Source organism: Methanoregula sp. (assembly GCF_052325125.1).
Taxonomy (GTDB): domain Archaea; phylum Halobacteriota; class Methanomicrobia; order Methanomicrobiales; family Methanospirillaceae; genus Methanoregula.
In genome coordinates, this window is the sequence record NZ_JBKQWO010000017.1 from 56,678 (window position 1) to 79,052 (window position 22,375).

General features: G+C 54.4%; 22 protein-coding genes. 11 read left to right on the plus strand and 11 right to left on the minus strand.

Annotated elements, in window-relative coordinates:
- Positions 1-267: 267 nt before the first annotated feature.
- Both ACLQMU_RS04180 and ACLQMU_RS04185 read right to left on the minus strand, forming a co-directional pair.
- Entirely contained in the window at positions 268-1,467 is a 1,200-nt protein-coding gene (locus ACLQMU_RS04180; RefSeq protein ID WP_424040073.1) for an ammonium transporter, read from the minus strand.
- A 229-nt stretch (positions 1,468-1,696) separates the two neighbouring features.
- Positions 1,697-3,022 carry a glutamine synthetase family protein gene (locus ACLQMU_RS04185; protein WP_422148852.1) on the minus strand — a complete coding sequence of 442 codons (1,326 nt, stop codon included), beginning with the start codon at positions 3,020-3,022 and terminating at the stop codon, positions 1,697-1,699.
- A gap of 178 nt (positions 3,023-3,200) precedes the next feature.
- Here ACLQMU_RS04185 and ACLQMU_RS04190 point away from each other — a divergent pair, with 178 nt between their 5' ends.
- From ACLQMU_RS04190 to ACLQMU_RS04210, 5 genes are all read left to right on the plus strand, one after another.
- On the plus strand, positions 3,201-4,250 hold the full coding sequence (locus ACLQMU_RS04190; RefSeq protein WP_422148853.1) for a class II glutamine amidotransferase: 1,050 nt from the start codon (positions 3,201-3,203) through the stop codon (positions 4,248-4,250).
- A complete protein-coding gene (locus ACLQMU_RS04195; protein ID WP_422148854.1) occupies positions 4,247-5,758 on the plus strand; it encodes a glutamate synthase-related protein in 1,512 nt (503 codons plus the stop codon). Before ACLQMU_RS04190 ends, ACLQMU_RS04195 begins: the two co-directional genes overlap by 4 nt.
- 2 nt (positions 5,759-5,760) lie before the next feature.
- Positions 5,761-6,504 carry a hypothetical protein gene (locus tag ACLQMU_RS04200; RefSeq protein WP_422148855.1) on the plus strand — a complete coding sequence of 248 codons (744 nt, stop codon included), beginning with the start codon at positions 5,761-5,763 and terminating at the stop codon, positions 6,502-6,504.
- A 5-nt stretch (positions 6,505-6,509) separates the two neighbouring features.
- Positions 6,510-7,529, plus strand: a complete 1,020-nt coding sequence (locus ACLQMU_RS04205) for a Coenzyme F420 hydrogenase/dehydrogenase, beta subunit C-terminal domain (RefSeq protein ID WP_424040075.1) — start codon at positions 6,510-6,512, stop codon at positions 7,527-7,529.
- A 168-nt stretch (positions 7,530-7,697) separates the two neighbouring features.
- Positions 7,698-8,036, plus strand: coding sequence for a P-II family nitrogen regulator (locus ACLQMU_RS04210; RefSeq protein WP_422148857.1), 339 nt, complete (start codon positions 7,698-7,700; stop codon positions 8,034-8,036).
- 809 nt (positions 8,037-8,845) lie between these two features.
- Here the strand turns inward: ACLQMU_RS04210 and cca are convergent.
- Together cca and thpR are read right to left on the minus strand one after the other, a co-directional pair.
- Positions 8,846-10,246 carry a CCA tRNA nucleotidyltransferase gene (gene cca, locus ACLQMU_RS04215; protein ID WP_422150513.1) on the minus strand — a complete coding sequence of 467 codons (1,401 nt, stop codon included), beginning with the start codon at positions 10,244-10,246 and terminating at the stop codon, positions 8,846-8,848.
- Entirely contained in the window at positions 10,240-10,791 is a 552-nt protein-coding gene (gene thpR / locus ACLQMU_RS04220) for an RNA 2',3'-cyclic phosphodiesterase (protein ID WP_443673559.1), read from the minus strand. Before thpR ends, cca begins: the two co-directional genes overlap by 7 nt.
- Before the next feature lie 124 nt (positions 10,792-10,915).
- On the opposite strand from thpR, the gene ACLQMU_RS04225 reads away from it, so the two are divergent.
- Together ACLQMU_RS04225 and nrdD are read left to right on the plus strand one after the other, a co-directional pair.
- A complete protein-coding gene (locus ACLQMU_RS04225; RefSeq protein WP_422150515.1) occupies positions 10,916-11,185 on the plus strand; it encodes a glutaredoxin family protein in 270 nt (89 codons plus the stop codon).
- Entirely contained in the window at positions 11,185-13,371 is a 2,187-nt protein-coding gene (nrdD, locus tag ACLQMU_RS04230; protein WP_443673560.1) for an anaerobic ribonucleoside-triphosphate reductase, read from the plus strand. Before ACLQMU_RS04225 ends, nrdD begins: the two co-directional genes overlap by 1 nt.
- A gap of 422 nt (positions 13,372-13,793) precedes the next feature.
- Here the strand turns inward: nrdD and ACLQMU_RS04235 are convergent, their stop codons facing one another.
- Together ACLQMU_RS04235 and ACLQMU_RS04240 are read right to left on the minus strand one after the other, a co-directional pair.
- On the minus strand, positions 13,794-14,213 hold the full coding sequence (locus ACLQMU_RS04235) for a hypothetical protein (protein WP_424040080.1): 420 nt from the start codon (positions 14,211-14,213) through the stop codon (positions 13,794-13,796).
- Entirely contained in the window at positions 14,182-14,838 is a 657-nt protein-coding gene (locus tag ACLQMU_RS04240) for an ArsR family transcriptional regulator (RefSeq protein ID WP_422150047.1), read from the minus strand. The genes ACLQMU_RS04235 and ACLQMU_RS04240 overlap by 32 nt, the downstream gene beginning before the upstream one ends.
- A 464-nt stretch (positions 14,839-15,302) precedes the next feature.
- Here ACLQMU_RS04240 and ACLQMU_RS04245 point away from each other — a divergent pair, with 464 nt between their 5' ends.
- The gene (locus ACLQMU_RS04245) at positions 15,303-15,941 is read left to right on the plus strand and encodes a hypothetical protein (RefSeq protein ID WP_422150048.1); all 639 of its coding nucleotides are present in this window, start codon (positions 15,303-15,305) and stop codon (positions 15,939-15,941) included.
- Positions 15,942-16,058: 117 nt separating this feature from the next.
- Here the strand turns inward: ACLQMU_RS04245 and ACLQMU_RS04250 are convergent, their stop codons facing one another.
- Complete coding sequence (locus ACLQMU_RS04250) at positions 16,059-16,670, minus strand: hypothetical protein (RefSeq protein ID WP_422150049.1); 612 nt, start codon at positions 16,668-16,670, stop codon at positions 16,059-16,061.
- Between the two features lie 655 nt (positions 16,671-17,325).
- Positions 17,326-17,739, minus strand: coding sequence for a hypothetical protein (locus ACLQMU_RS04255; protein ID WP_422150050.1), 414 nt, complete (start codon positions 17,737-17,739; stop codon positions 17,326-17,328).
- Positions 17,740-18,049: 310 nt separating this feature from the next.
- On the opposite strand from ACLQMU_RS04255, the gene ACLQMU_RS04260 reads away from it, so the two are divergent.
- Entirely contained in the window at positions 18,050-18,529 is a 480-nt protein-coding gene (locus tag ACLQMU_RS04260) for a hypothetical protein (protein ID WP_443673561.1), read from the plus strand.
- A 75-nt stretch (positions 18,530-18,604) separates the two neighbouring features.
- Here ACLQMU_RS04260 and ACLQMU_RS04265 read toward each other — a convergent pair whose 3' ends face one another.
- The gene (locus ACLQMU_RS04265) at positions 18,605-18,787 is read right to left on the minus strand and encodes a hypothetical protein (protein WP_422150052.1); all 183 of its coding nucleotides are present in this window, start codon (positions 18,785-18,787) and stop codon (positions 18,605-18,607) included.
- Positions 18,788-19,021: 234 nt separating this feature from the next.
- Between ACLQMU_RS04265 and ACLQMU_RS04270 the strand changes: the two genes are divergently transcribed.
- Positions 19,022-19,156 carry a hypothetical protein gene (locus tag ACLQMU_RS04270; RefSeq protein WP_424040791.1) on the plus strand — a complete coding sequence of 45 codons (135 nt, stop codon included), beginning with the start codon at positions 19,022-19,024 and terminating at the stop codon, positions 19,154-19,156.
- Positions 19,157-19,249: 93 nt separating this feature from the next.
- Here the strand turns inward: ACLQMU_RS04270 and ACLQMU_RS04275 are convergent, their stop codons facing one another.
- Positions 19,250-20,209 carry a hypothetical protein gene (locus tag ACLQMU_RS04275; protein WP_422150053.1) on the minus strand — a complete coding sequence of 320 codons (960 nt, stop codon included), beginning with the start codon at positions 20,207-20,209 and terminating at the stop codon, positions 19,250-19,252.
- A 298-nt stretch (positions 20,210-20,507) separates the two neighbouring features.
- Here ACLQMU_RS04275 and ACLQMU_RS04280 point away from each other — a divergent pair, with 298 nt between their 5' ends.
- Entirely contained in the window at positions 20,508-20,732 is a 225-nt protein-coding gene (locus tag ACLQMU_RS04280; protein WP_422150054.1) for a KTSC domain-containing protein, read from the plus strand.
- 151 nt (positions 20,733-20,883) lie between these two features.
- On the opposite strand, the gene guaB is transcribed toward ACLQMU_RS04280, so the two are convergent.
- Complete coding sequence (gene guaB, locus ACLQMU_RS04285) at positions 20,884-22,353, minus strand: IMP dehydrogenase (protein WP_422149030.1); 1,470 nt, start codon at positions 22,351-22,353, stop codon at positions 20,884-20,886.
- Positions 22,354-22,375 lie beyond the last annotated feature (22 nt).

Below are 22,375 nucleotides of genomic sequence, written 5' to 3' on the forward strand. Positions count from 1 at the left end.
TCTGCATCATCGGCATTTCAGATCCTGAAGCGATCAATAGTTCATTGAAATTGTAGGAAGGAAATTCTATTCCTACACTTATAAATATTACTATTTTATCAATATCGGGGAGAATGAAAAACAGGAGGGCAATCAAAATCAGTCAGGAAAAAATCAAAGGGGGGGTAATCCTTCTCCCAAAATTTGATTGCATTCCCCATGAAAGGGGGAACCACAGAACAATTCCAGTCAAAAAAACGAATAAAAAAGTTATGATAGCCGGATACTTTATGCCCGCTCACCGTGGTGGCAAATGTCGAGCCCGACATATTCTTCATCGGGCGTAACCCGCAGGCTGATGGTGCGATCGATAATAACCGCAAGAATGTACGTCGCGACAAAGGCATAGATCACTGCCGCAAGGGCACCTACGGTATTTGCCACCAGCTGGTGGACATTGCCTTCGAAAAACCCGGAGAACCCGGCAACCGCTGCCGCAGCAAAAAGACCGGTGGCAAGCGTCCCCCAGACCCCTCCCATGCCGTGGATTGCCCACGCGTCCAGGCTCTCATCGAGCTGTTTGCTGATCCGCAGGAGCATCATGCCAAAGCAGAGTACACCGGCGACCGCTCCGATAAGAATAGCCACCATCGGCGTTACAAAACCGGCGGCCGGCGTGATTGCCACCATCCCGGCGATCGCCCCACTCACCATACCCAGTGAACTGGGCTTTCCCTTGTACCAACTGGCAAACATCCATGCAAGGGCACCGGCAGCAGCGGCAGTATTTGTATTGATAAATGCAGTCACAGCGCTCGCGTTCACTGCGAGAGCACTCCCCGCGTTGAACCCGAACCAGCCAAACCAGAGCAGGGCCGCACCAAGAAGGGCAATCGGGATATTATGCGGCTCCAAAGAGTATTCACCAAAGCCGGCCCGTTTCCCGATCACAAGCGCCAGCGCAAGTGCGGCAAAGCCCGAGCAGATCTCGACAACCGTCCCGCCGGCAAAGTCAATGAGGCCCATCTGCTGCGCCCAGCCGCCACCCCACGCCCAGTGGGCAAGGGGGCAGTAGACGACCGTCAGCCAGATGAGTGCAAACACGATAAACGACGTCAGCTTGACCCTCTCGGCGACTGCAGACGTCACGATAGTAAGCGTAACTGAGGCAAAGAAGAGCTGGAAGGCCACGTAAATCAGCGGGGGGTAGGCTGCCGTGCCCGTTGCACTGGCACTCACCCCTGCAAGCCCCAGGTACTGGAGGCTGCCGATAAATCCCCCGATATCAGATCCAAAGGCAAGCGAGTACCCGACCAGGATCCACTGGATGCTCGTGAGCGCGAGCACCAGAAACGAGAGTGCAATCATCGAAATGAAATTCTTCTTCCGTACAAGTCCGCCATAGAAAAACCCAACGCCCGGGGTCATCAGCATGACAAGAAGTGCCGAGACCATGAGCCATGTTGTAACACCGGTATCCAGAACCATGATTATCTCCTCTAAACTGAATGGGGGCCGACCGGATCCAAAAAAAGACGGGTTTGAGTCTGTGCCGGGCTCACATATACGGATCCCGGCATGCAACAGTTCCGGTACCGCACGTGGCGTGCAGGCCCTGCCGCTCCCTTCCTGTACCTTTCCTTAATCCAGACGACCGACGGGCAGTTACCGGATAAAAAGTCCAGCCTGTCCCGACACGCGGGAAAAATTTTTAAGATTAATAGGTAGCGAGGTACCGGTCCAGTTCCCACGGGTGAACCGCAAGACGGAATGCATCGGTCTCCGCTTCTGCGATGGTAGATAATGTTTCGACAATGTGCGGACCAAGCGCATCGCAGAGCACCTGGTCTTTGAGCAGGTACTGATGGGACTCGGCAAGGCTGCCGGGCAGCATATCGATCTTCATCTTCTTGCGCTCTTTTGCGCTCAGGTGGTAGATGTTTGCATTGGTCGCATCAGGTGGCATGATCTTGTTTTTCACACCGTCAAGACCTGCGGCAAGCATGCAGGCGAACGTAAGATACGGGTTGCACATCGGGTCCGGGCTGCGGAACTCGGCACGGGTGCTGTTCCCGCGGGCAGCCGGCACCCGGATCAGGGCGGACCGGTTCGTGGTGCTCCACGAGATGTAGCAGGGAGCCTCGTAACCGGGGACGAGACGCTTGTAGGAGTTGATCGTCGGGTTCGCGACCCGGGTAATTGCTTTTGCATGCTTCAAGAGACCGCCGATATAGTAGAGTGCAACGTCGGAAAGGCCGTCGGGAGCATTTGCATCGAAAAATGCGTTCTTGCCGTTCTTTGCGAGCGACCCGTGCGTGTGCATGCCGCTCCCGTTGATACCGGCGAGCGGCTTTGCCATGAACGATGCGTGCAGGCCGTACTTGAGCGCAATGGCTTTTGTCGCAAACTTGAACGTCATGACCCTGTCTGCGGTCGTGACCGCATCTGCGTACTTGAAATCGATCTCGTGCTGGCTTGCAGCCACCTCGTGGTGGGACATCTCGATCTCAAAACCCATACTGGCAAGAGAGAGCACAATCTCACGGCGCACGTCTTCTGCCCTGTCCTGGGGTGCCAGATCGAAATAACAGCCCTGGTCCACGAATTGCGTGGTCGGCTTGCCGTCAACGAGGTTGAACAGGAAAAATTCGAGTTCGGGGCCGGTGTTGAAGGTATATCCCATCTTTGCCGCTTCGGCCATGACCTTCTTTAACACGTACCGGGGGTCACCTTCAAAGGGCTTGTTCCCGTAGGTGTACACATCGCTCATAAACCGTGCAACCTTCCCTTCCTGGGGCCGCCAGGGCAGGATCGTATACGATGCCGGGTCTGCCTTCAGGAGCATATCCGACTCTTCGATCCGGGTAAACCCTTCAATGGAGGATCCATCGAACCAGGTACCTTCGGTCAAGGATTTCTCAGCCTGGGCAGCCGGGATCGCGGCATTCTTGGGCATCCCGGGCACGTCGGTGAACTGGAGCCGGATAAACTTTACGTTATCAGCCTCAATCTTCTTGAGCAACTTTGCCACGTCTGCTGACATAATGGAACTAGGTTTCCAACCAATTACATTTATATCTTCTGAACTAACCTCATGAGGAGAATGCTTACATTCAATGCAGTGAACGTGTCAGTACTATACGTTTCAATTTCCCGCTGGCGCCCGGCTGGCCGGGGACAGACAAACAAAACCTAAGCAGGCATCCCGATTGTGATAAAAAATGTGCGGAATTATTGGTGTCATTGACAAACGCCGCCAGTGCATGGACGGCAGCAGGATACGCGAATCACTCGCGATGATGGACGAGCGGGGAAATGGCGAAGGCGCCGGTTATGCCGCCTACGGTATTTACCCGGAATTCAGGGACGCCTATGCCCTCCATGTTTTCTTTGATAACGTTCAGGAAAACAAACCGGTGCTCGTAAAAGAACTTGAATCGCATGGCACGATCCTCCACGATGAACCAATACCCACCTACGAAGCCGGCATAAAAAAAGTCCACACACCCTGGAGATTTTTTTATACGCCGGATGTCAGCCAGGCACAGGAACCCCGCACAACCGCCGATGATATGATCACCGATCTTGTCATGCGGGTAAATACCTCACGCAACGGCAGCCTCATCATCTCTTCGGGAAAAAACATGGGCGTCTTTAAGGCTTCGGGATGGCCTGAGCAGGTCGCCAACCTGTACCGGATCCAGGACTACAAAGGATACCTCTGGCTCGCCCACAACCGGTACCCTACGAATACATCCGGCTGGTGGGGCGGGGCGCACCCCTTCAACCTCCTCGACTGGAGTGTCGTCCACAACGGGGAGATCACGTCGTACGGGACCAACCGGCGCTATATCGAGAGCTACGGGTACGAATGCACGATGTTCACCGATACAGAAGTCGTGGCGTACCTCATCGACCTGCTGGTCCGCAGGCACGGCCTCTCGGAGAAGATGGCGGTGCGTGCCCTTGCCCCGCCGTTCTGGGACGAGATCGACGCGATGCCCGAAAAAGAGCAGGAACTCAACCGGGCGCTCCGGCTCACCTACGGCCCGGCGCTCATGAACGGCCCGTTTGCGATCTGTGTCGCAACTCCCGATATGCTCATGGGATTCACCGACCGGATCAAACTGCGCCCGCTTGTGACCGGTGAATACGGGGACAGGCTCTACCTCTCGAGCGAAGAGGCGGCGATCCGGCGCATCGAACCGGAGATCGAAGGGGTCTGCATGCCCAAGGCCGGTGAGCCCGTGATCGGGAGGGTCGTCGCATGAGCATCGGCAGCACCCCGCTCAGGTTCAAGGTGGAACTCGATACCGAGCGGTGCATGAACTGCGGCCGTTGTGTCGAGAACTGTTCGTACGGCGTGTTCAGGAAAGAGGGAGACAGGATCGTTGTCAACTCACGGAACTGCGTGGCCTGCCACCGCTGCGTTGCATTCTGTCCCCGCGACGCGATCAGCATTTATGAGAAACCCACGGACTACCGGAGCCACCCGGTCTGGACCCGCGAGATCCGCGAGGCGGTTTTTAACCAGGCAAAAACCGGCAAGATCATTGTTGCCGGGATGGGAAACGTCCTCCCCTACCCGATGATCTTCGACCGGCTCGTCCTTGACGCCTGCCAGGTCACGAACCCCTCGATCGACCCGCTCCGCGAGCCCATGGAGCTGCGGACCTATATCGGGAAAAAGCCTGCGGCACTTTCTGTCCGGGAGCACCCCGACGGCGACACCGAGCTTCTCACAAAACTCGCCCCGAACCTCAAGCTCGAGACACCGATCATGATCGGCCACATGAGTTATGGTGCGATCAGCCTCAATGCCCAGACCGCCCTCGCAAAGGCCGCCACAAAGATGGGGACGTTCATGGGCACGGGAGAAGGCGGGCTCCACGAGTCGCTCTATCCCTACCAGAGCCACATGATAGTACAGGTCGCATCGGGCCGGTTCGGGGTCGACATCAATTACCTTGAACGCGGGGCCGCAATCGAGATCAAGATCGGGCAGGGCGCAAAACCCGGGATCGGCGGACATTTGCCGGGCGAGAAAGTCTGCGCAGACGTATCCTGCACCCGGATGATCCCCGAGGGCAGCGATGCGATCAGTCCGGCGCCGCACCACGATATCTACAGTATCGAGGACTTAAAGCAGCTCGTGCACAGCCTGAAAGAAGCGACCGAGTGGAAGAAACCGGTTTTTGTGAAGATCGCCGCGGTGCACAACTCAGCCGCAATCGCGGCCGGCATCGCACGCTCGGGCGCAGACGCTGTGGTCATTGACGGGTTCCGTGGCGGCACGGGGGCTGCACCCCGGGTCTTCCGCGACCACGTGGGCATCCCGGTCGAAGCAGCAGTCGCAAGTGTCGATGAAAAGCTCCGCAAGCAGGGCATACGAAACGAAGTCTCGATCATCGCAAGCGGCGGGATCCGGCAGAGTGCCGATATCGCAAAGATCATCTGCCTCGGCGCCGACGCGGTCTACATCGGGACGTCCGCCCTTGTTGCAATGGGTTGCCGGGTCTGCGGCACCTGCAACCGGGGTACCTGCGCGTGGGGGATTGCGACCCAGAAACCGGAACTCACCAAAAGGCTCGACCCTGAGACAAATGCCGTGCAGGTCGCAAACCTGATTCATGCGTGGACCGACGAGATCGCAGAGCTCATGGGGGCGGCCGGCATCAACAGCATCGAAAGCCTGCGGGGCAACCGCGACCGGCTCCGGGGTTACATGCTGGACGAAGGCCTGCTCCGTGTGCTGGACGTCAAGACCGTGGGGGCGTGAAGATGGCAGCAGTTCGAATCGATGCAAAAGACCTGCACTATACCCCGCTCAACCAGCAGATCAGGAAAGCCATCGGTGACGGCGCAAAAGAGATCGTAATCGACAACGTGCTCGGCCAGCGGTTCATCGGGGACGGGCTCAGGGGGGATGACGTGACGATTACGGTCAACGGCGTCCCGGGCGGCGATCTGGCGATGTTCATGAGCGGCCCGACGCTCATCGTCCACGGGAACGCCGACCATGCGCCGGGCAACACGATGAACCAGGGGAAAGTGATTATTTTCGGGAGCGCCGGGGACGCGACCGCCCACAGCATGCGGGGCGGCCGGGTCTATGTCAGGGACAACATCGGGTACCGGGGCGGCATCCACATGAAACAGTACATGGAGAAACGCCCGATCCTTGTGGTCGGCGGTTCCGCCCGTGCATTTCTCGGCGAGTACATGGCAGGGGGCCTCCTCATCGTCCTTGGCATGAACGGCCAGGTTCCAGTTGCCGAGCGCGGTGTCGGGAGCGGCATCCACGGCGGGGAGATCTTTGTCCGCGGGGAAGTGGAAAATAAAAACCTCGGGGTCGGCGCAAAGCAGCTGCCGGCGACTGCCGAACAGATGGCGATGGTAAAACCCATCATCGAGGACTTTGCAAAAGCGTTCGGGATCGATCCGACCCCGCTCCTCTCGGCAAAATACTCCCGGATCGCGGCAGCGAGCGCACGGCCGTTTGCAAGCAAGTATACACCGGAGTGATGGCGATGGCAGAAAAAAGTTATCTCGATTTGAAAAGCGAGGTCTGGGACACAAAGAAATGCTCGGGATGCGGCGCGTGTGTCGCGGTCTGCCCTGCCGATGCCCTCTCCTTTGCGGAAGGGGAGATGGTGGTAAGCCCGGGAAGCAACGGCTACTGCAAGCAGGCGACCGACGGTGTCCCCTGCGGCGCGTGCTATGCGGTCTGTCCCCGGACCGGCGACCAGCCGAAAGAGACGCTCGGCACATATCTCGAACTCCTCTCGGCAAAAGCGGCCTTTGAGATCCCGCACCGCCAGAGCGGCGGGGCGGTTACGGCAATCCTTGCAAATGCCCTTGACGAGGGCCTCATCGATGCCGTGGTTACCGTTACCGAGGATCCCTGGACCCTGAAACCGACATCGGCGGTCATAACAAAATCCGATGTCCTTATCCGGGAGGCCGGCAGCCGGTACAGCTGGTGGGTGCCGCTCCTTGCAGCGCTCAAGGATGCCGCGATCACGCGAAAGTACACGAAGATCGCGGTGATTGGCGTGCCCTGCGCCGTGCAGGCTGCCGCCCGTATCCGTTCAAGCGATAATGATCTCCTGCGCCCGTACGCAAAGGCGATCCGGCTCGTGGTCGGCCTCTTCTGTACGGAGACCTTCGATTATGCTGCGCTCGTACATGGCAAGCTGGAGAAGAAGTACAGGATCGCACCGCACGAGATAAAAAAACTCGACGTGAAAGGCAAGCTGGATATCTTAAAGCAGGACGAGACCCACCTCTCCGTTCCGCTTGCCGATCTTGAGGACACCATCCGGCCGGGCTGCCGGATCTGCACGGACTTCTCATCGCTCCGTGCGGATTTTTCTGCCGGTGCGGTCGGAAGCCCTTCGGGATTTACCACGCTTATCATCAGGAACGATACCGGCAAAGGATTTATCGAAAGCGCCATCCGCAACCACAAACTGGTGACCGAAAAACGCGTGGATATTCCTGCAATCGAGAAACTGGCCACGGGCAAGATCGGGAAAAATTTCCGGTAAAACCTTTTTCCAACGCTTCCCGTCATATAATACCGGATCTCCCCTGTACCTGGTATTTTTCAAGAATTGTTTTTAAATGAGGCCTTCCTCATACTATATTACCAGAAATTTCCCGGAACGACACGCGCAGCACTGCCTTTTTGCGATCCGGGACAAGATGTGAATACCATGAAAATGATCAAGGCAATGATACGGCCCGAGAAGTTCGAGGACATCAAGGGCGCACTGGATGCAGCAGGATTCGGAGCGATGACGATATTCGATGTCGAGGGAAGAGGAGTCCAGAAGGGCATCAAGCAGCAGTACCGCGGCGCCGAATACATCGTCGACCTGATCCCCAAGCGCGAACTGGAGATTGTCGTTGCCGACGATGTGGCGGAGAAAGTGATCGAGATCATCAGGAAGGCTGCGTATACCGGTAAGATTGGCGACGGCCTGATCTTCGTGCTCCCGGTCGAGGACGCGATCCGGGTCAGGACCGGGGAACGGGGATCCATAGGGATCTAAAAACCCCGGCCAATATCGTACTATTACACCACCCCCCAATCCGGGCTCAATTTAAGCTCCGATTGCCCTCAACCCAACTGAAAAGAAGCCCGTATCGGGCTCCGTTTAAAAATAACCTCAAATAGGGCTTATTTTTGAAAACGGACAAATTAAAAAGGACCTGCTAATGCGGTTCTTTTGGCAGATCGCAGGTGAAATTGCCACTTGCACGATCCGAAAAAAAGAGGCCGCCAAAACGCGGATAAAGGGCAGTAAAGGGCATTATATGGGGCTCAATTTTAGTTTGTTTTGGCAAACAGGGGCGTTTAAACGGTCGGATTTTCGGGGATCGCAATCGGGCGGTTTTACGGGCGTTTTTCCTGGTTCCGACCAGGGGGGTATGACCGGGATGCCGGCACTGCGGGGGTTCCAGCCCCTCATAGTGCACTCCCGAAAAAGTCTCCACAAAGAGGTTCTCTTATAATTCCTTTTGATCCTGCCTGATCCGGTGCGGTACCGGGTTTTTGTAAACAAAAATATTTACCGCAATTTTTCTGTCAATCTACCGGAAAACTAAAAAAATTGCTCTGCAGAAAACCCGTTTTAATTTGTGCGAGCCCCCCTCTTCGCGCCAATGCGTCCCGGGGGGACGGGGCGCACATGCGATGCTTTTCGTATTCCCTGTCATGGGGGCATGCCTGAGTACGGGTAATACAGTGCTTTCGCGAAGCGGGATGCCACACGCGTGCGGGGGCGAAGGAAAAAATGCCGGAGACCTAAAAGAGCGTTCGTACGATCAGCTCAATAGATTTACCAAAGAGCAAAAAAAATTACTGCCCCTGCCGTCCCCGCCTGATCCTCACCAGCGGCGAACAACGGGAAAAGAACCCGGCAATAAATGCTGCAAACTCTTCCTGCCAGCAGTCGGCCCCCTCAAACACGCACCAGTCTTTCCCAAGAGATATCCGTATATGCCGTCCGACACCCACGTTCAGGAGCGCGGGGGATGAGAGGAGGTCGGCCGCATGTCCGAATTCCCGGGGAACCTCCATTACGTACCGCCCGTTCTCGATAAACGGCCCGGGCAGGAGGGCGCCCTGGTATTTCTCCAGGAATTTTTCGGCGTTCGTCCGGTTCCAGACCGGGGGGCCTTCGTGGCGCCGGATGGGCGGGAGATCATCGGTAAGCAGTTCGAAGAGCAGCATGCAGCGCTCCGTGTCCATCCGGTAGTGGGCGTGGTGGACGACAAAACCGTTGCGCCCGAGCAGGTCGCAGATCGCGCCCGTGCTCCGCTTGAGCTGGGGCACGACGATCTCCTCAATGAACGGCGGGGTGGCAAACGTGACCGCGCAGAGGGCGGTGCCGCGCCGGGAAAGGATTGCCGCGAGCTCGTCCCTGCTGATACCCCGCAACGGTGGCTGTACAAAAAACGCTTCCGACGGCGTATCAAGGTAGCCGCGGGCCAGCTCGACAAACTCTGCCATCCGGTCGAGGGAGACCGCTGCCGCCACGTTCCGCCGGGGGTCGACCGGGTCGATGACGATCAGCGGCTCGTCAAACTCCTTTGCCGCATGGTGTTCGATATCGATCTTCAGGTGCGGGCCCCATGCGGACGCGGCACGAAGGAGCGGGGTAAACCCGCCGTAGTGGAGCACCAGAAGTTCGCAGAGATAGCCGGAGAACCCCTCGGTCATCTGGTCGGAACCGTAGATTCCCCCGGCTTTTGCGAACTGCTTTGCCAGGAGAACGTCATCCACAAGACCGTTGATCTTCTCCGTGATGTACCGGGTGTGAAACGGCGTCCGGTCGACAGCACTCTGGATACTTGCGGCGCTTGCGACGTTGTAGCAGGGCACCAGGTCCACATCTATCGATTCAATGGTTGCGTTGATATACGGGTGCTCGGCATACTTCTCGCAGAAAGTATCCGTGAACTTTCGCGCGACTGAACGGGCAAGCGCCAGGCCCTCGGCTTCGAGTACCTCCCGGGGCAGGTCGGGAGAAAAGAGCATGAAGACATCGAGGTCGCGGTCGCCTTTCACCCATGTGTCCCGTGCTATGGAACCGACCACCATCCCTTCCGCCTTCCCGCTCTCCGCAATCGCGGCAAGAAGCCGTTCGGCCACACCGTGGATATACTTTCGCTCCTCAGAAGACGGCCTGAGCTGTTCGGCGAGGATTTTTTCCTCAAGCGCCGGCCTGCCGGTTCCTTCGCTTGTCCCGCTCACCATTTCACCTCGCAAAGGTCCTCGTACACCGGCCCCCGGGGCGTAAGCGTGCTCTTCTTGAGTTTGAGGCCCGAAACCGTGCAGCTGCCGCAGGGCGTATTTTTTAATTCCTCAAGGCACCGGAAGAGCGAGGGATCGGCTTCCTTTACCCGGGCAAGCGTCGCGTGGGAGGTAAAACTCCTCGTCTCGCGGGGAAACCCGAGCGGCGCAAGCACGGTTTCCACTGCACTAAACACGTCACGGCCCTTCCCGGCGTCCTCGATTGCGCACCAGACCGTGCGTGGGCTCCGGGGGTTGTTCACGGTGATACTTCCCCCCGTCACCGGAAACGGCGCAGCGGTTACGGATTTGAGCGCTGCAACAACCTGCGGAATCTTCTTTTCGTCGATTTCTCCGAGGAACTTTACCGTGATGTGGATTATCGCGGGATCGACAAAAGTGAGCCGGGCCGAACATCCGCGCAGCACTGCCTGCGCCGCTGCCAGCTGCTGCCTCATTTCAGGGGATAATTCGAATGCCACAAAAGCCCTGACCATCAGGGTACTCATTGTCCATTCACCTACAAATGGTGATCGCTCTAAAAGTGCCCGGTACAGACGCTATGCAGAAGTACTAAACCACGATTTTTTTATCCCCAAAATGCGTAGTGCTAGATAGCAGAGGGTGCTTTTTATGCCGGAATCCGTTCAGTTGATCGTATATACCCTGGAAACCTGTCCGCATTGCGTAATGCTCAAGAATTCCTTAAAAAAAGGCGGATATGCATTTTCCGAGCGCGACCTGTCGACTGCGGAGGCCCTCACCGAACTCAGGGTGAACGGCGTCTTTGTCAATGAGGCGCCTGTCCTCCAGCGGGGCGAGGATTTCTACACGACGCAGGACCTGTTCCCGGGCGGCATGCTGGACGAGAAAAAACTCACGTCGATACTCGCGGGTGACTGATGGTGGCGCGGCAGGAAACCCGGCAACTGACATTTGACGGCAGTTTTTCCCCTGCGCTTCCCTTTGTCCGGACTACCGACGGCCACATTATCGAGTGGGACCGGAACCGTATTGCCGAACAGATAAAAAAAGAGACGAAACTCGTTGAGACGTTCTACGGGTACGAGGCGGCAGACGACGCGACAGCCCAGGAGATCGCACGGCAGGTCGAGCAGCGCATCCTTTCCCTCGGGTTAAAATCGCTCTCGGGCCCGCTCATCCGGGAGATCATGAACATCACGCTCCTCGAAAAGGGCATGGTGCAGTACCGGAACGTCTGCACCCGGGTCGGGACGCCGGTCTACGATGCGCACCAGATCGATGTGGGGAAGGGCTTCGAGGCGCACGACAACGCCAACCTGCAGGAGAATGCCGAGACAAGCCACAAGAAAAAGGCGGACAAGATCTCAAAAGAGCAGTACCTGCTCCAGCTTCCCCCGGAGCTCGCCGACCACCACCTCTTTGGCGAAATGCATATCCACGACCTCGAATATTTCGGGACGCGTCCCTTCTGCCAGGACTGGGACCTCCGGTACTTCTTCTACTATGGTCTTATGCCGGACGGGAACGGGACGAAGGCATCGGTCGCCGGCCCGGCAAAACGGGCGGAAGTCGCCATCCTCCACGCGGTAAAAGCCCTCGGGAGTGCCCAGACAAATTTTGCCGGCGGGCAGGGGTACTACAACTTCCTCACGTTTCTTGCGCCGTATATGGAGGGCATGAACTACGACGAGATCAAGCAGAACATGCAGATGTTTGTCTACGAGATGACGCAGATGATGGTCGCACGGGGCGGCCAGCTCGTCTTCTCCTCGGTCCAGCTCTCCCCCGGTGTCCCGGCGCTCTGGCAGGACAAGCCCTGCGTCTATAAAGGGAAAGTCTGGGACGGGACGCAGGCCCCGCGCCGGACGTACGGCGAGTTCGAGCGCGAGGTCCGGCTGCTCTTCAAGGCGCTCATGGACGTGATGATCGAGGGCGATTACTGGGGCAAGCCGTTCAACTTCCCGAAACCCGAGATCAGCATCGAGCCGGACTTCATGCAGGAGCGCGAGGAGTTCAACCGGGCCCACCCGGACCTCCCGACCTTCCGCGACCTGTACCTCATGACCTTCGAGCTTGCCTCCAAGTTCGGGACGCCATACTACGACAACCAGCTCCCCGCTTACCGGGGCGCCGGCAAGGGCATCTCCTGCTACCAGTGCTGCGCCTACCAGTTCTCCGCAGTCGCCGACAAGGACTCGGAGTTTGACAAAAAACTGGTCTTCGATGAAGGCAGGCACTTCTCGATGGGTTCGTGGCAGGTGGTCTCGGTCAACTGCCCGCGTGCGGCCTACAAGGCAGAGGGGAGCGACGAGCGGCTCTTTGCCGAACTCCGGTCGCTCATGGACGTGGCAGTCGAGCTCTTCAGGATCAAGCGCCGGTGGATGGACAATATCCGGGCAAGCGGGCGTATGCCGTTTGCGATGCAGCGGCCAAAGGACCCGAACACCGGCGAACGCGGGGCAATTGCAGTCGATCTCGAAGGCCTCGTGTACACGATCGGCGTGGTGGGTGTCAACGAAATGGTCCAGCACCACACCGGCCAGCAGACGCACGAGTCGAAGGCCGCGTTCAGGCTTGCCATCCGGGCAATGACCGAGATGGAACTCTATGCCCGGACACTCTCGGAAAAGAACAACATGACCATCGCGCTCGCCCGCACCCCGGCAGAGACGACCGGGCAGCGCTTCGCGGTCGCCGACCTCATCGATAAACGCTACCATGATTTTGCCGCAAAAGTGATCAAGGGAGACCTCGACTACGCGCTCGAAAACCTGGGAAAGACCCGCGATCTCCCGATCTACTACACGAACGGCACGCACGTCGCACCGGGCGCGGATGTCCCGCTCACCAGGCGCATGGAGATCGAGCACGTCTTCTTCCCGATCGTGGATGGCGGGAACATCTTCCACATATGGCTGGGAGAGGCCCGGCCCGATCCCCGGGGTCTCATGGACATGGCGATGAACCTCTGCCGGAACACGCAGATCGGGTACTTCGCGTTCACCCGGGACCTCACGGTTTCGCTCCGGCAGTTCCGCGAGTACCGTGCCGACAAAAAATCGATCAGCGCGTGGGTGCCCGGCGATATCCCGGCAAAGGCATAAACCGGGTTCAGGAGAAATCCTCATATAATCTCTCCCGGGACTTCTCCGGGCTGCCTGCTTTTTGCGTTCCTGTCTGTATCATTCCAGTTCTCGGATAACGGTCCGTTTATTAAAAAGATCATCCAGATACGAGGAGGAGATCGCTACATTTTTTACCAGCTACGATGAGTGCCGCCGCCCCCGAAGGGACGCCCCCGCGGCGGATCAGTGACAAAAAAACAAAAAAACACTGCCCTGTTATGCCCCGGAGGTGCCTGATGGGGTGGGACCTCGCATATTTTTACCGGTTTTTCTGGTTGCTGAAATGTAACCGTTTCAGGTTCGTTTCCCCAGGACCCCTGCATTCTTTTTGCCCCCGGCTTCTCAGGCCGACCGCAGGGCAGGTGCGATAAGAAAAAAGGACTAAAAAAAAGATCTGGGAATTATTTATAGTCGGGGATTTTCCTGAGCGTGATGTCCATGACGCCGCGGTGCACCCGGTACGTGCTGTGGATGATATCGATGGGCTTGTCGAGCATGATGGTGGTGAAATGATCGTCAACACAGATCCGGACGACGTTTGTCTGGATATCCGCGTAGGGGGCGTGCTCTGCCTCGGGCGGGATCGCGGCGGTGATGAAGATCTGGGTATCGGTCTCCTGCACCTCGTACGGGAGGTCGTCGTCCCCGCTGTTCGCCCCGCCGGGGTAGATCCCGGGTTCGCCGGATGCATGCCGGGTCACGATGGTGTACCCGATAATGCGGGCGTGCTCGGCCTCAGGCATGTTCCGCACGATCTCCTCGACTATCTTTGAGAGGTTGCCAAACACTTCATCGTAGGGGTTGTTGGGATTCGTCTGCATGGACTCCTCTGAGTGTGATCCGGTTCTTTGTTCTCGACACAATCCCCTTTTTCTCGAACGTTGCCAGGATCGGCCCGAGTTCTTCCTCAGGGCACCCGGTTGCCTCCGCGAGTTCGGCGGGGGTCAGCGGTTCGTGGGACAGGGCAATTGCTACAGATAACTCTCGCTCGCTCCTGAATAAATCATTATGGTTACGGGCAAGATCGGCAAGTTTCGTCTCGATATCATGGTTGAGCTGTTCGAGGTGCGCGACCAGCTGGTCGTGGGCCTGGACCATCTTTGCGAGCATGACGACTGCCTGCCGGGTCCGCTCCCCGGCCGCATTCCCTGCCGCCGCATCTTCCTGCCCGGTTATGGCGCTCTGCAGGCTTCTCAGGCTGACGTCCACGAGGATATCGTTTGCGAGGTAGTAGTACTTGCGCCGGCGGTCATCCATCTGGCAGGACAGGATCTCCTCCCGCTCCATGAGCTGGAGATGCTCGATGACGGCTTTCGGCGAGATCATCAGCGTCTCCGATATCTCGGTGACAAAGCACGGTTTCTGCCGGAGCAGGCCAATGATTCGCCGGCGGTTCCGGTTCCCGAGGATATCCAGGAGCCGGGCTATCTCTGCGAGATCCTCCATATTTACTTAATGTTAGTGCTTACGATATAAAGAAATCCGGTAGGGGGGTTCTGGTGCGTTGAAGGGAACTGTCCGCTCTCAGGGAGCGTGGGTGATGACTTCCGAACAACCAACTCCCTCAGGTGCAACATGGCTAAAATCAAAAATACCTCTAATCAGAATAATTATTCAAATTGCCTTAGTACCAACAGGAATCTACTTTGCATTAGCTCATTCCTTCATTGGTGTAGTGATAACACTCTTGGTTTTTATGAAACTAGATTTATAAGTAATACTACAAATGGGTGGTAGGCATGTTCCAAACTATCCATACAATAATTACGGCAATTTTGTTTTTGTCGTTACCAATTCAATTTATAGTAAATATCATTTTAGCGTATGCAATTATTTCGCTATCAGCAGCTTATATCGCCAACATTATTATCGAGATATATAATTTTACTTCGTATGTCTTTTTTTGGTATTTGGCATTTGTTTTAATAGCCTTGTTATTATCATATTTGTTCTACAACTCATTATTTTTTGTATCTGAAAACATTACACGATTAGGTGTATATCATAAAAATAAAAAAGACGACCCTGTTTTTGGGGAAACCCAACGCGAGAGATTTTTAAAAGTATATTGGTGTTACCTTAAGCTCACATTACCTGTCTATATCTCGGTAATTTATATTCTGGAACCAACTCCTGAACAATTAACGGGAGCTTTCATAATATCTCTACCTATGATCATCTCCTTTCTGGTCTCTTTGAGAATTATATCGAATCCCACTAAACACGGACTGCTCAAATTTAAGTCCATAGACCTCTTTTATGTAACACCAGAAGCCAAAAAAGCAGCATATAACACAATAAAGGAGAGAATGTTATCGTTTTATTTTGCGTTAATCGAAGCTACATTATTTTATTTTTTCATGAGGTATGTTTTTTACCTATGGAATGAATCTCCAAAAACTTTCGAATCGTTTATTGCCCTTATTTCCCCAAATACTTCTATTCCTGCTTTTATCTCATTTTTAATTGCTTATTTAATTGCATTATTCATATCAGCGGGTATTAGTGAGGGGATATTAAGGATCTGGGAACCGATTGATCAAATTTAAAATATTATTTTCCCGCACTCGCCAACCCAATCATTGTCATTCATCGATTACCGGTTAGATCCAGAGGGATATTTGCCATTTGTGCTAGGGGGTTCTGGTGCGTCTTAGTGACTTTTATTAAACAACTTCACCAAATATACAGTTTTCAATAATCTGAGAAGATAGATCATCAGTGATTGTCGATAAGGTCGAAAATAATTCTGAATTAAGAGGTAACTCCTCAATTCGATTCTTCGATGAATTAAAATATGAAAGTGTATTTGTTCGCTCTCTATAATTAATAATAATTTTCCCGTGTGCAAAGGCATTCCGCATTTTAATAACGTAATCTATTTGTTCAAACATTATCTGTCGAATATGACTATCCAATAACGGGAATTCACGGGGGTATTTTTTCATAATTTGCTGAATAACATTTTTTCTTTGAGAGAATGAAAAAATTGTAGTATCAATAATAAAATCGTGAAACTGTCCTCTCTTATATTCATCCCTATGTTCTCTAAAGAAAAAAGCTGATATTGCTTCACCTAATACATTGTCAATTTCAGTACATCCAGAAATAAATTTCCCGCGTTCGAATCTTAAAAAATTCATACGCTCTTGAACATATGCTGACGCTTCCTCAGTTATTTGAGGTTCTTCAACACCATCAGAATTTCTGATAGCCCATGTAGGAAAATTTATGATTTTAAAACCCGTCCCGAGATAATCCATTTCGGTTTCTGGCATAGGATGGTTTTTATTAATATTTGTATAATAGATTTCTGGGGAGCATATATTATGAGAATCCGGTTATCTACCTCCGCAGGACGGAGCGAATTTGAATTTGAGGGATCTGTATCGGAGGGAACGCACATTTATTATGGCAATGGTCATGAATCGTATGTTACAAAAGCTCAGTACGAGCGGTTATTATCTCATTTTAAAGGAAAAACGGTGAAAATTGGAACATCCAGATGTAATAGACGTGATGTTCCCCCGGGAAGTCTTGGTGGGTGGATTAACGAGAATATTCAATATCGCTCTCTTGCTTCGTACATTGTTCCTATTTTAGAGAGGGAGCGATATATAAAACATGGATTAAAAAAAGGTATGATTATTTTTAAATAATTTATTTTGAACTGGCCATCCCGATCATCGTCATCCAGCGATTATCAGTAAAATCCAATGGAACGTTTGCCATCTGTGCCGGAACCATTTCGCCGATTCCCTTATGAGGTCGGATGTAGTAATACGTCTGCATTCCTGCCGCGCCAAGTCCACTATCAAGGCTCCGCACCACTTTTGTCCTCTCCTTGAACGTCCCGTTCAACCGTCCGGATCACTATTCATGGTACCGGTTCAACATCTGGTGTTTTCCCTTAACAAAATCCTTTCCTCACGATCACAAGTACTTGAAGAGTACGGTTTGTTGTCTTCCGTTTGAAAATGTACCTACGATATTCACCCGGTTTGCAGAATTGCTGGTGGCATAAGTAAACTGCCAGGTGGTGTTGGGTACCGGTGCATTGATCGTCCGGCTTTCCACATTTCCGCTATAGCTGATGATGCGGATATTGAGGGAGGTCAGATCCGCGGCATTTGCCCCGCCATTGTACTGTACGTACACATTTGGCCCGGTCTGCCATGCGCTCATATTGATCTGCATCTGTGTGGTGGAGTTGGGCGTCATTACCGGGGTCATCGGTGTGGTGACGGGGGGAACGGCTGTTAGTTCTGATGCTGGCGTTGTTGTTTGCAGGCACCCCGTGCATGCAATGACCAGTATTATGAGCAGAATAAGGAACAGGGATTTCATAGTGGGCAATTTGAAGAGCGAGAGGATAAATGTTGTTAATACCGGTTTTCTCTCTCCTGTAGTTTGCCAGCCGGCATATATCACCAGCCGCAACATACGCGATCTCCCGCATATGCACCAGGGCCTGCAGGGAGGTTCTGACAGGATGGCGGGCCTTCGGGACTTTTCAAAGAGTGATACGTGGCGGGGACTTTTTTTTAGGAACAATATATTATAATAAAATTTCAATACGAATTGTAGTGTAAACAATGTCGTTAAGGTGGTCGTTCTTTGTTCTGGTTATGTGTCTCGGGGCAGTCCTCAATGCCGGATGTATAACGCGGTACATCAGAAAAACTCCACAACGGCGCCAACAGTGTCGCTCCAGCCTCCTGTAACAGAAGCGATACCGGTACCGACAGTCACCGCAACACCGACAATCGACCAGCCGGACGAAACAACGCTGGCAACTTTCTTGAAAATCTCAGGTACGGGTTCAAATTTTGTCGCTGATTCGATGAATGATGTTCCTGCTTATCAGGGAGTGGATGGTAATTACTCCAACCAATACAAAACCGGAACATTACATATTTTTGGAAACGTTGATTCAAGGTCGGAATACAACCTAAACGTAAGTATCGACGTCGATACCGAGGGTTCTTCGCTCTATGATTCGATAATCGTACCGGCATCCGGTACAACCGGATTTACCGTGAGCATGCCCTATACCGCACCCGTGGGTCAATCATCTTTTCCTTATTACGTTTCTATTATACATGTTTCAATCGTGCCGACAACACCAACAAAATAGATGATCTAACCTCCTTTCAGAGATGGAGAGAATAAAATCGCCAGACTTATGATATCACCGGTAGAGAAGGCACTGTCATATGTCTATTATAAAACGGGTCGAAGAAAGGGAAGAATCTTGGGAAAAAAAGAAGGGGTCCAGAAAACGAAATCTGATCGGCGGATCTCTTATTTTTCTTATCGGGGTGGCTCTTATTGCAATATCGTTAATGGCCTCTTTGATAAGTCTGGGGTCGCTGTCGCCATCGACAATATCCATGATAAATTCAATCGCGCATTCGGAATATCTGCCCATGTACTGGTTGATTTCGCTGGTCTTTCTCGTTGCGGGATATTATGTATTAAACAAAAAATAAAAAAAAATGTTTTTTGGATCCTGATACGTTTCGCAGGTGATCAACCGGGCGCGTACCTGGTGGGACGTGGCGGGTGGAAGGCGATGCAGAGCAAGAGTTATTTAATTAAAATTTGAATTGATCGCATGAGAGAAATTATGGTCTGGATTGTACGGTGGCTGGACACTACATCGCAACGAAACAGGGACATTTTCATCATCTGTTTCGGGTTGCTTCTCATTGTTATCGTATACCTGCTTTACAAACTGGGGATTACCGGGTCAGTGTTTTGATTTTTTCTCATGCCCGGCCGCATCACTCCGAAGACGCGAAGTCACTAAGACCACCCGGAACCTGAAATTCATACGTGACTGCCCGGACTCCCCTCAGCTCGCATTGAAGAGCAGCGCGGCGGAGGGCCCGGCCATGCCAGCCTCATCGTGCCCGATGCCCGGGACGACATGGTACTCCCAATTGAGCGGGACGCCGAGTGCAGCTGCCTGTGCCTGTGCACGTGCATAGTAAGCCTGTGCCCGGGCAAACCGGGTGCTGCCCTCTGCCTCGGCGAGAGGGAAACTGGCAAGGCTGGTATCGTTGGGGTTGGTATCGCTGCCGCCCGACATGATAATGAGTTTCCGGGAAAACACTGTCGCGAGCTCGCTCTGCGGGAGCGGGGAGTCTTTGAGCCCGAACGGGTACGGGATCGAATAGTCCGGCATCACGTACACCCCGGCGTTTGCGGCGACTGCCCGGCTGTACCGCGCGTTGGGGAGGAAGGTCGCCAGCCGGTGGACAAACTGGCCGCCGGCGCTGTGCCCGTCAAGAAGATAGGACTGCCGGGTGGCCCCGGTCCCGGTGCGGACATAATCGAAAAGGTGCTCGATGGCCGTAAACGTCCAGTTTGCCCTGGGCTCCCAGTTCGTGTCGCCGTAGGTGTACCCCAGCGGGTACCACATGTCCCCGGGATAGTACTGCTGCGAGAATTCGGGAACGAGAACAATGCTGGAGTACTCGTCAGCGTACGGGATCCAGGTGTCCCGGGGAGACTCACCGGTCCGGCCTGCGCCCGGCATCACGATCAGGATCGGCCCTGACTGCGTCCAGGAGGCCGGGCGGTAAGTATACACGGTGATCGGGCGGTCTGCGTTCCCGAGCGAATCGTTAAAGACGAACTGGCCCCGGCCCACCGGGATTCCCGTCGCGGTACTGCCCGCGACGCCGGGAACGGGTGAAGCGGTGACGGCAGTACCGGCAGGGCTGCTCTGCGGGGATGACGACATGCACCCGCAGGTGCCGATGGCGAAGAGAAGGATCAGGCAGAGGTGGAAGGGAAGTCCGGGTTTCATACAATGAGGAATATGAGAGGTTCCACATATAGTTCGCGGATTTTGATCCGGACTTTGAGGAAAGATCGGATAACCTGATAGAATGGGGGCAGACTCCCTCCTGAAACAATGACGTGAGGGGGATCATTCCCATTCCACCCTTTTGTCTTACGGGAAATTTCTATTAAGGAGAAAACCGGTTGCCGGCCGCCGTGTCACCGGGACCACTCCCGCTGGCCGATTTTAACATCCTCTGCAATATCGCATTTTCCTTGTTTTATAAAAACCATTAACCGTCCGGAGCACCTATAAGATAACGGTGATACTTTTGGAAAGACAGTCCGTTAAATCCTGTATTCTTCGCTCCGTAGGATATGATGACGCCATGAAAAATCTGGAGATCGAATTTCATTCAGGACTTGTTTACCAGTACTCGGGTGTCCCTTCAAAAGTTTACGCTGATCTCATGAGTTCAAGCGCGGTCGGGAAATACTTTTCCGAAAAGGTCCGGAACCGGTTCCGGGCAAAACAGCTGGTCGCATAAGAAATCCTGTAAGACCTTTTTTTTGTTGGCAAAAAACGCCCGGACCCGTATAAAAAAACGGGTTTGTGACGGTTATTTTTCAGGTACGTGATGAACGGTTTGTTCACCTCGTCCCGGTTCACCAGGTCCCGGATGGCAAAAAAGAAAAGACTTATTCAAAGAGCCGGTAGTTCGGCGCTTCATCGGTGATCAGGATATTGTGCGGGTGGCTTTCGGTCATGCCGGCGTTTGTAATCCGGACAAACCGGGCCTTCTTGTGCATATCCGCGATCGTGGGGGCACCCGTGTAGCCCATCGCTGACTTCAGGCCGCCCACGAGCTGGTAGATCACCTCGCCCACGTGCCCGACATACGGTGTGACTCCTTCCACGCCCTCCGGCACAAACTTCGTGCTCCCGATCCCCTTCTTCTGGAAGTACCGGTCGCTGGACTGGCCCGAGCTCATGACACCAAGCGACCCCATGCCCCGGTACTGCTTGTAGCGCCGGCCCTTGATCGTGATCACCTTTCCCGGCGCCTCATCGGTCCCGGCAAACATGCTCCCCATCATCACGGTGTCGGCACCGGCGGCGATCGCCTTTGCGACGTCACCTGAGTACCGGACACCGCCATCGGCAATGATCGGAATATCTGCCCGGGATGCAATATCGGCGACCTGCGCAATCGCGGTGATCTGCGGGACGCCCGTACCCGCGACAATCCGGGTCGTGCAGATGGAGCCCGGGCCGATGCCCACCTTGATGCCATCCACATTTGCATCCACGAGGGCCTCTGCCGCTTTCCTGGTCGCAATGTTTCCGGCGATCACGTCCGCTTTTACGCAGCCCTTGATGTTTTTAACTGCCTCGACCACCTTCATATTGTGGCCGTGGGCACAGTCGACAACCAGTGCGTCAACGCCACGCTCATCGAGGAGGGTCGCCCGGGTAAAGTCGAATGGCCCGACTGCTGCCGCCACCTGCAGGTTGCCTTTCCAGTCCCGGGTCGCACGCGGGTACTGGCGCTTTTCAAGGATATCCTGCATCGTAATGATACCGATCAGCCTCCCGCATTTATCAGCCACCGGCAGGCGTTCGACCTTGTTGGTGTACATGACTTCGAGCGCCTTTTCGGGCGTGATGTCCTCATCGGCCGTGATCGGCTTTTTTGTCATGATGGCCTTGATGCTTTCCTCACCACGCCGGGAGACGATGGCCCGCACGTCGCGCCGGGAAACGATCCCGATAATTTTACCCTTCCCGACCACAGGCACGCCACCGATACTGTACTGGTTCATCAGTTTCTCGGCATCGGAAACCGTGGCCGTGTCCTCGACATACAGGACGTCGCGCTCGATGAGCTCCTCTGCCTGCTTGACGAAATTGACCTCCTGGAGCTCGTGTTCGGCTGTCATGTTCCGGTGGATCACACCGATCCCGCCTTCGCGCGCAAGGGCGATCGCCATCATGGACTCGGTGACCGTGTCCATCGCGGACGAAACAAGGGGAATATTGAGCCCGATGTTTTTGGTGAACCGGGTCCGGGTATCGGTCTCGGCTGGCTCGATCCAGGATTCCTGCGGTTCCAGCAGCACGTCGTCAAACGTGAGAGAGAGGGGAACATCCAGTTTTTTGAGATACATAGCACACCTGATAATTTACCTG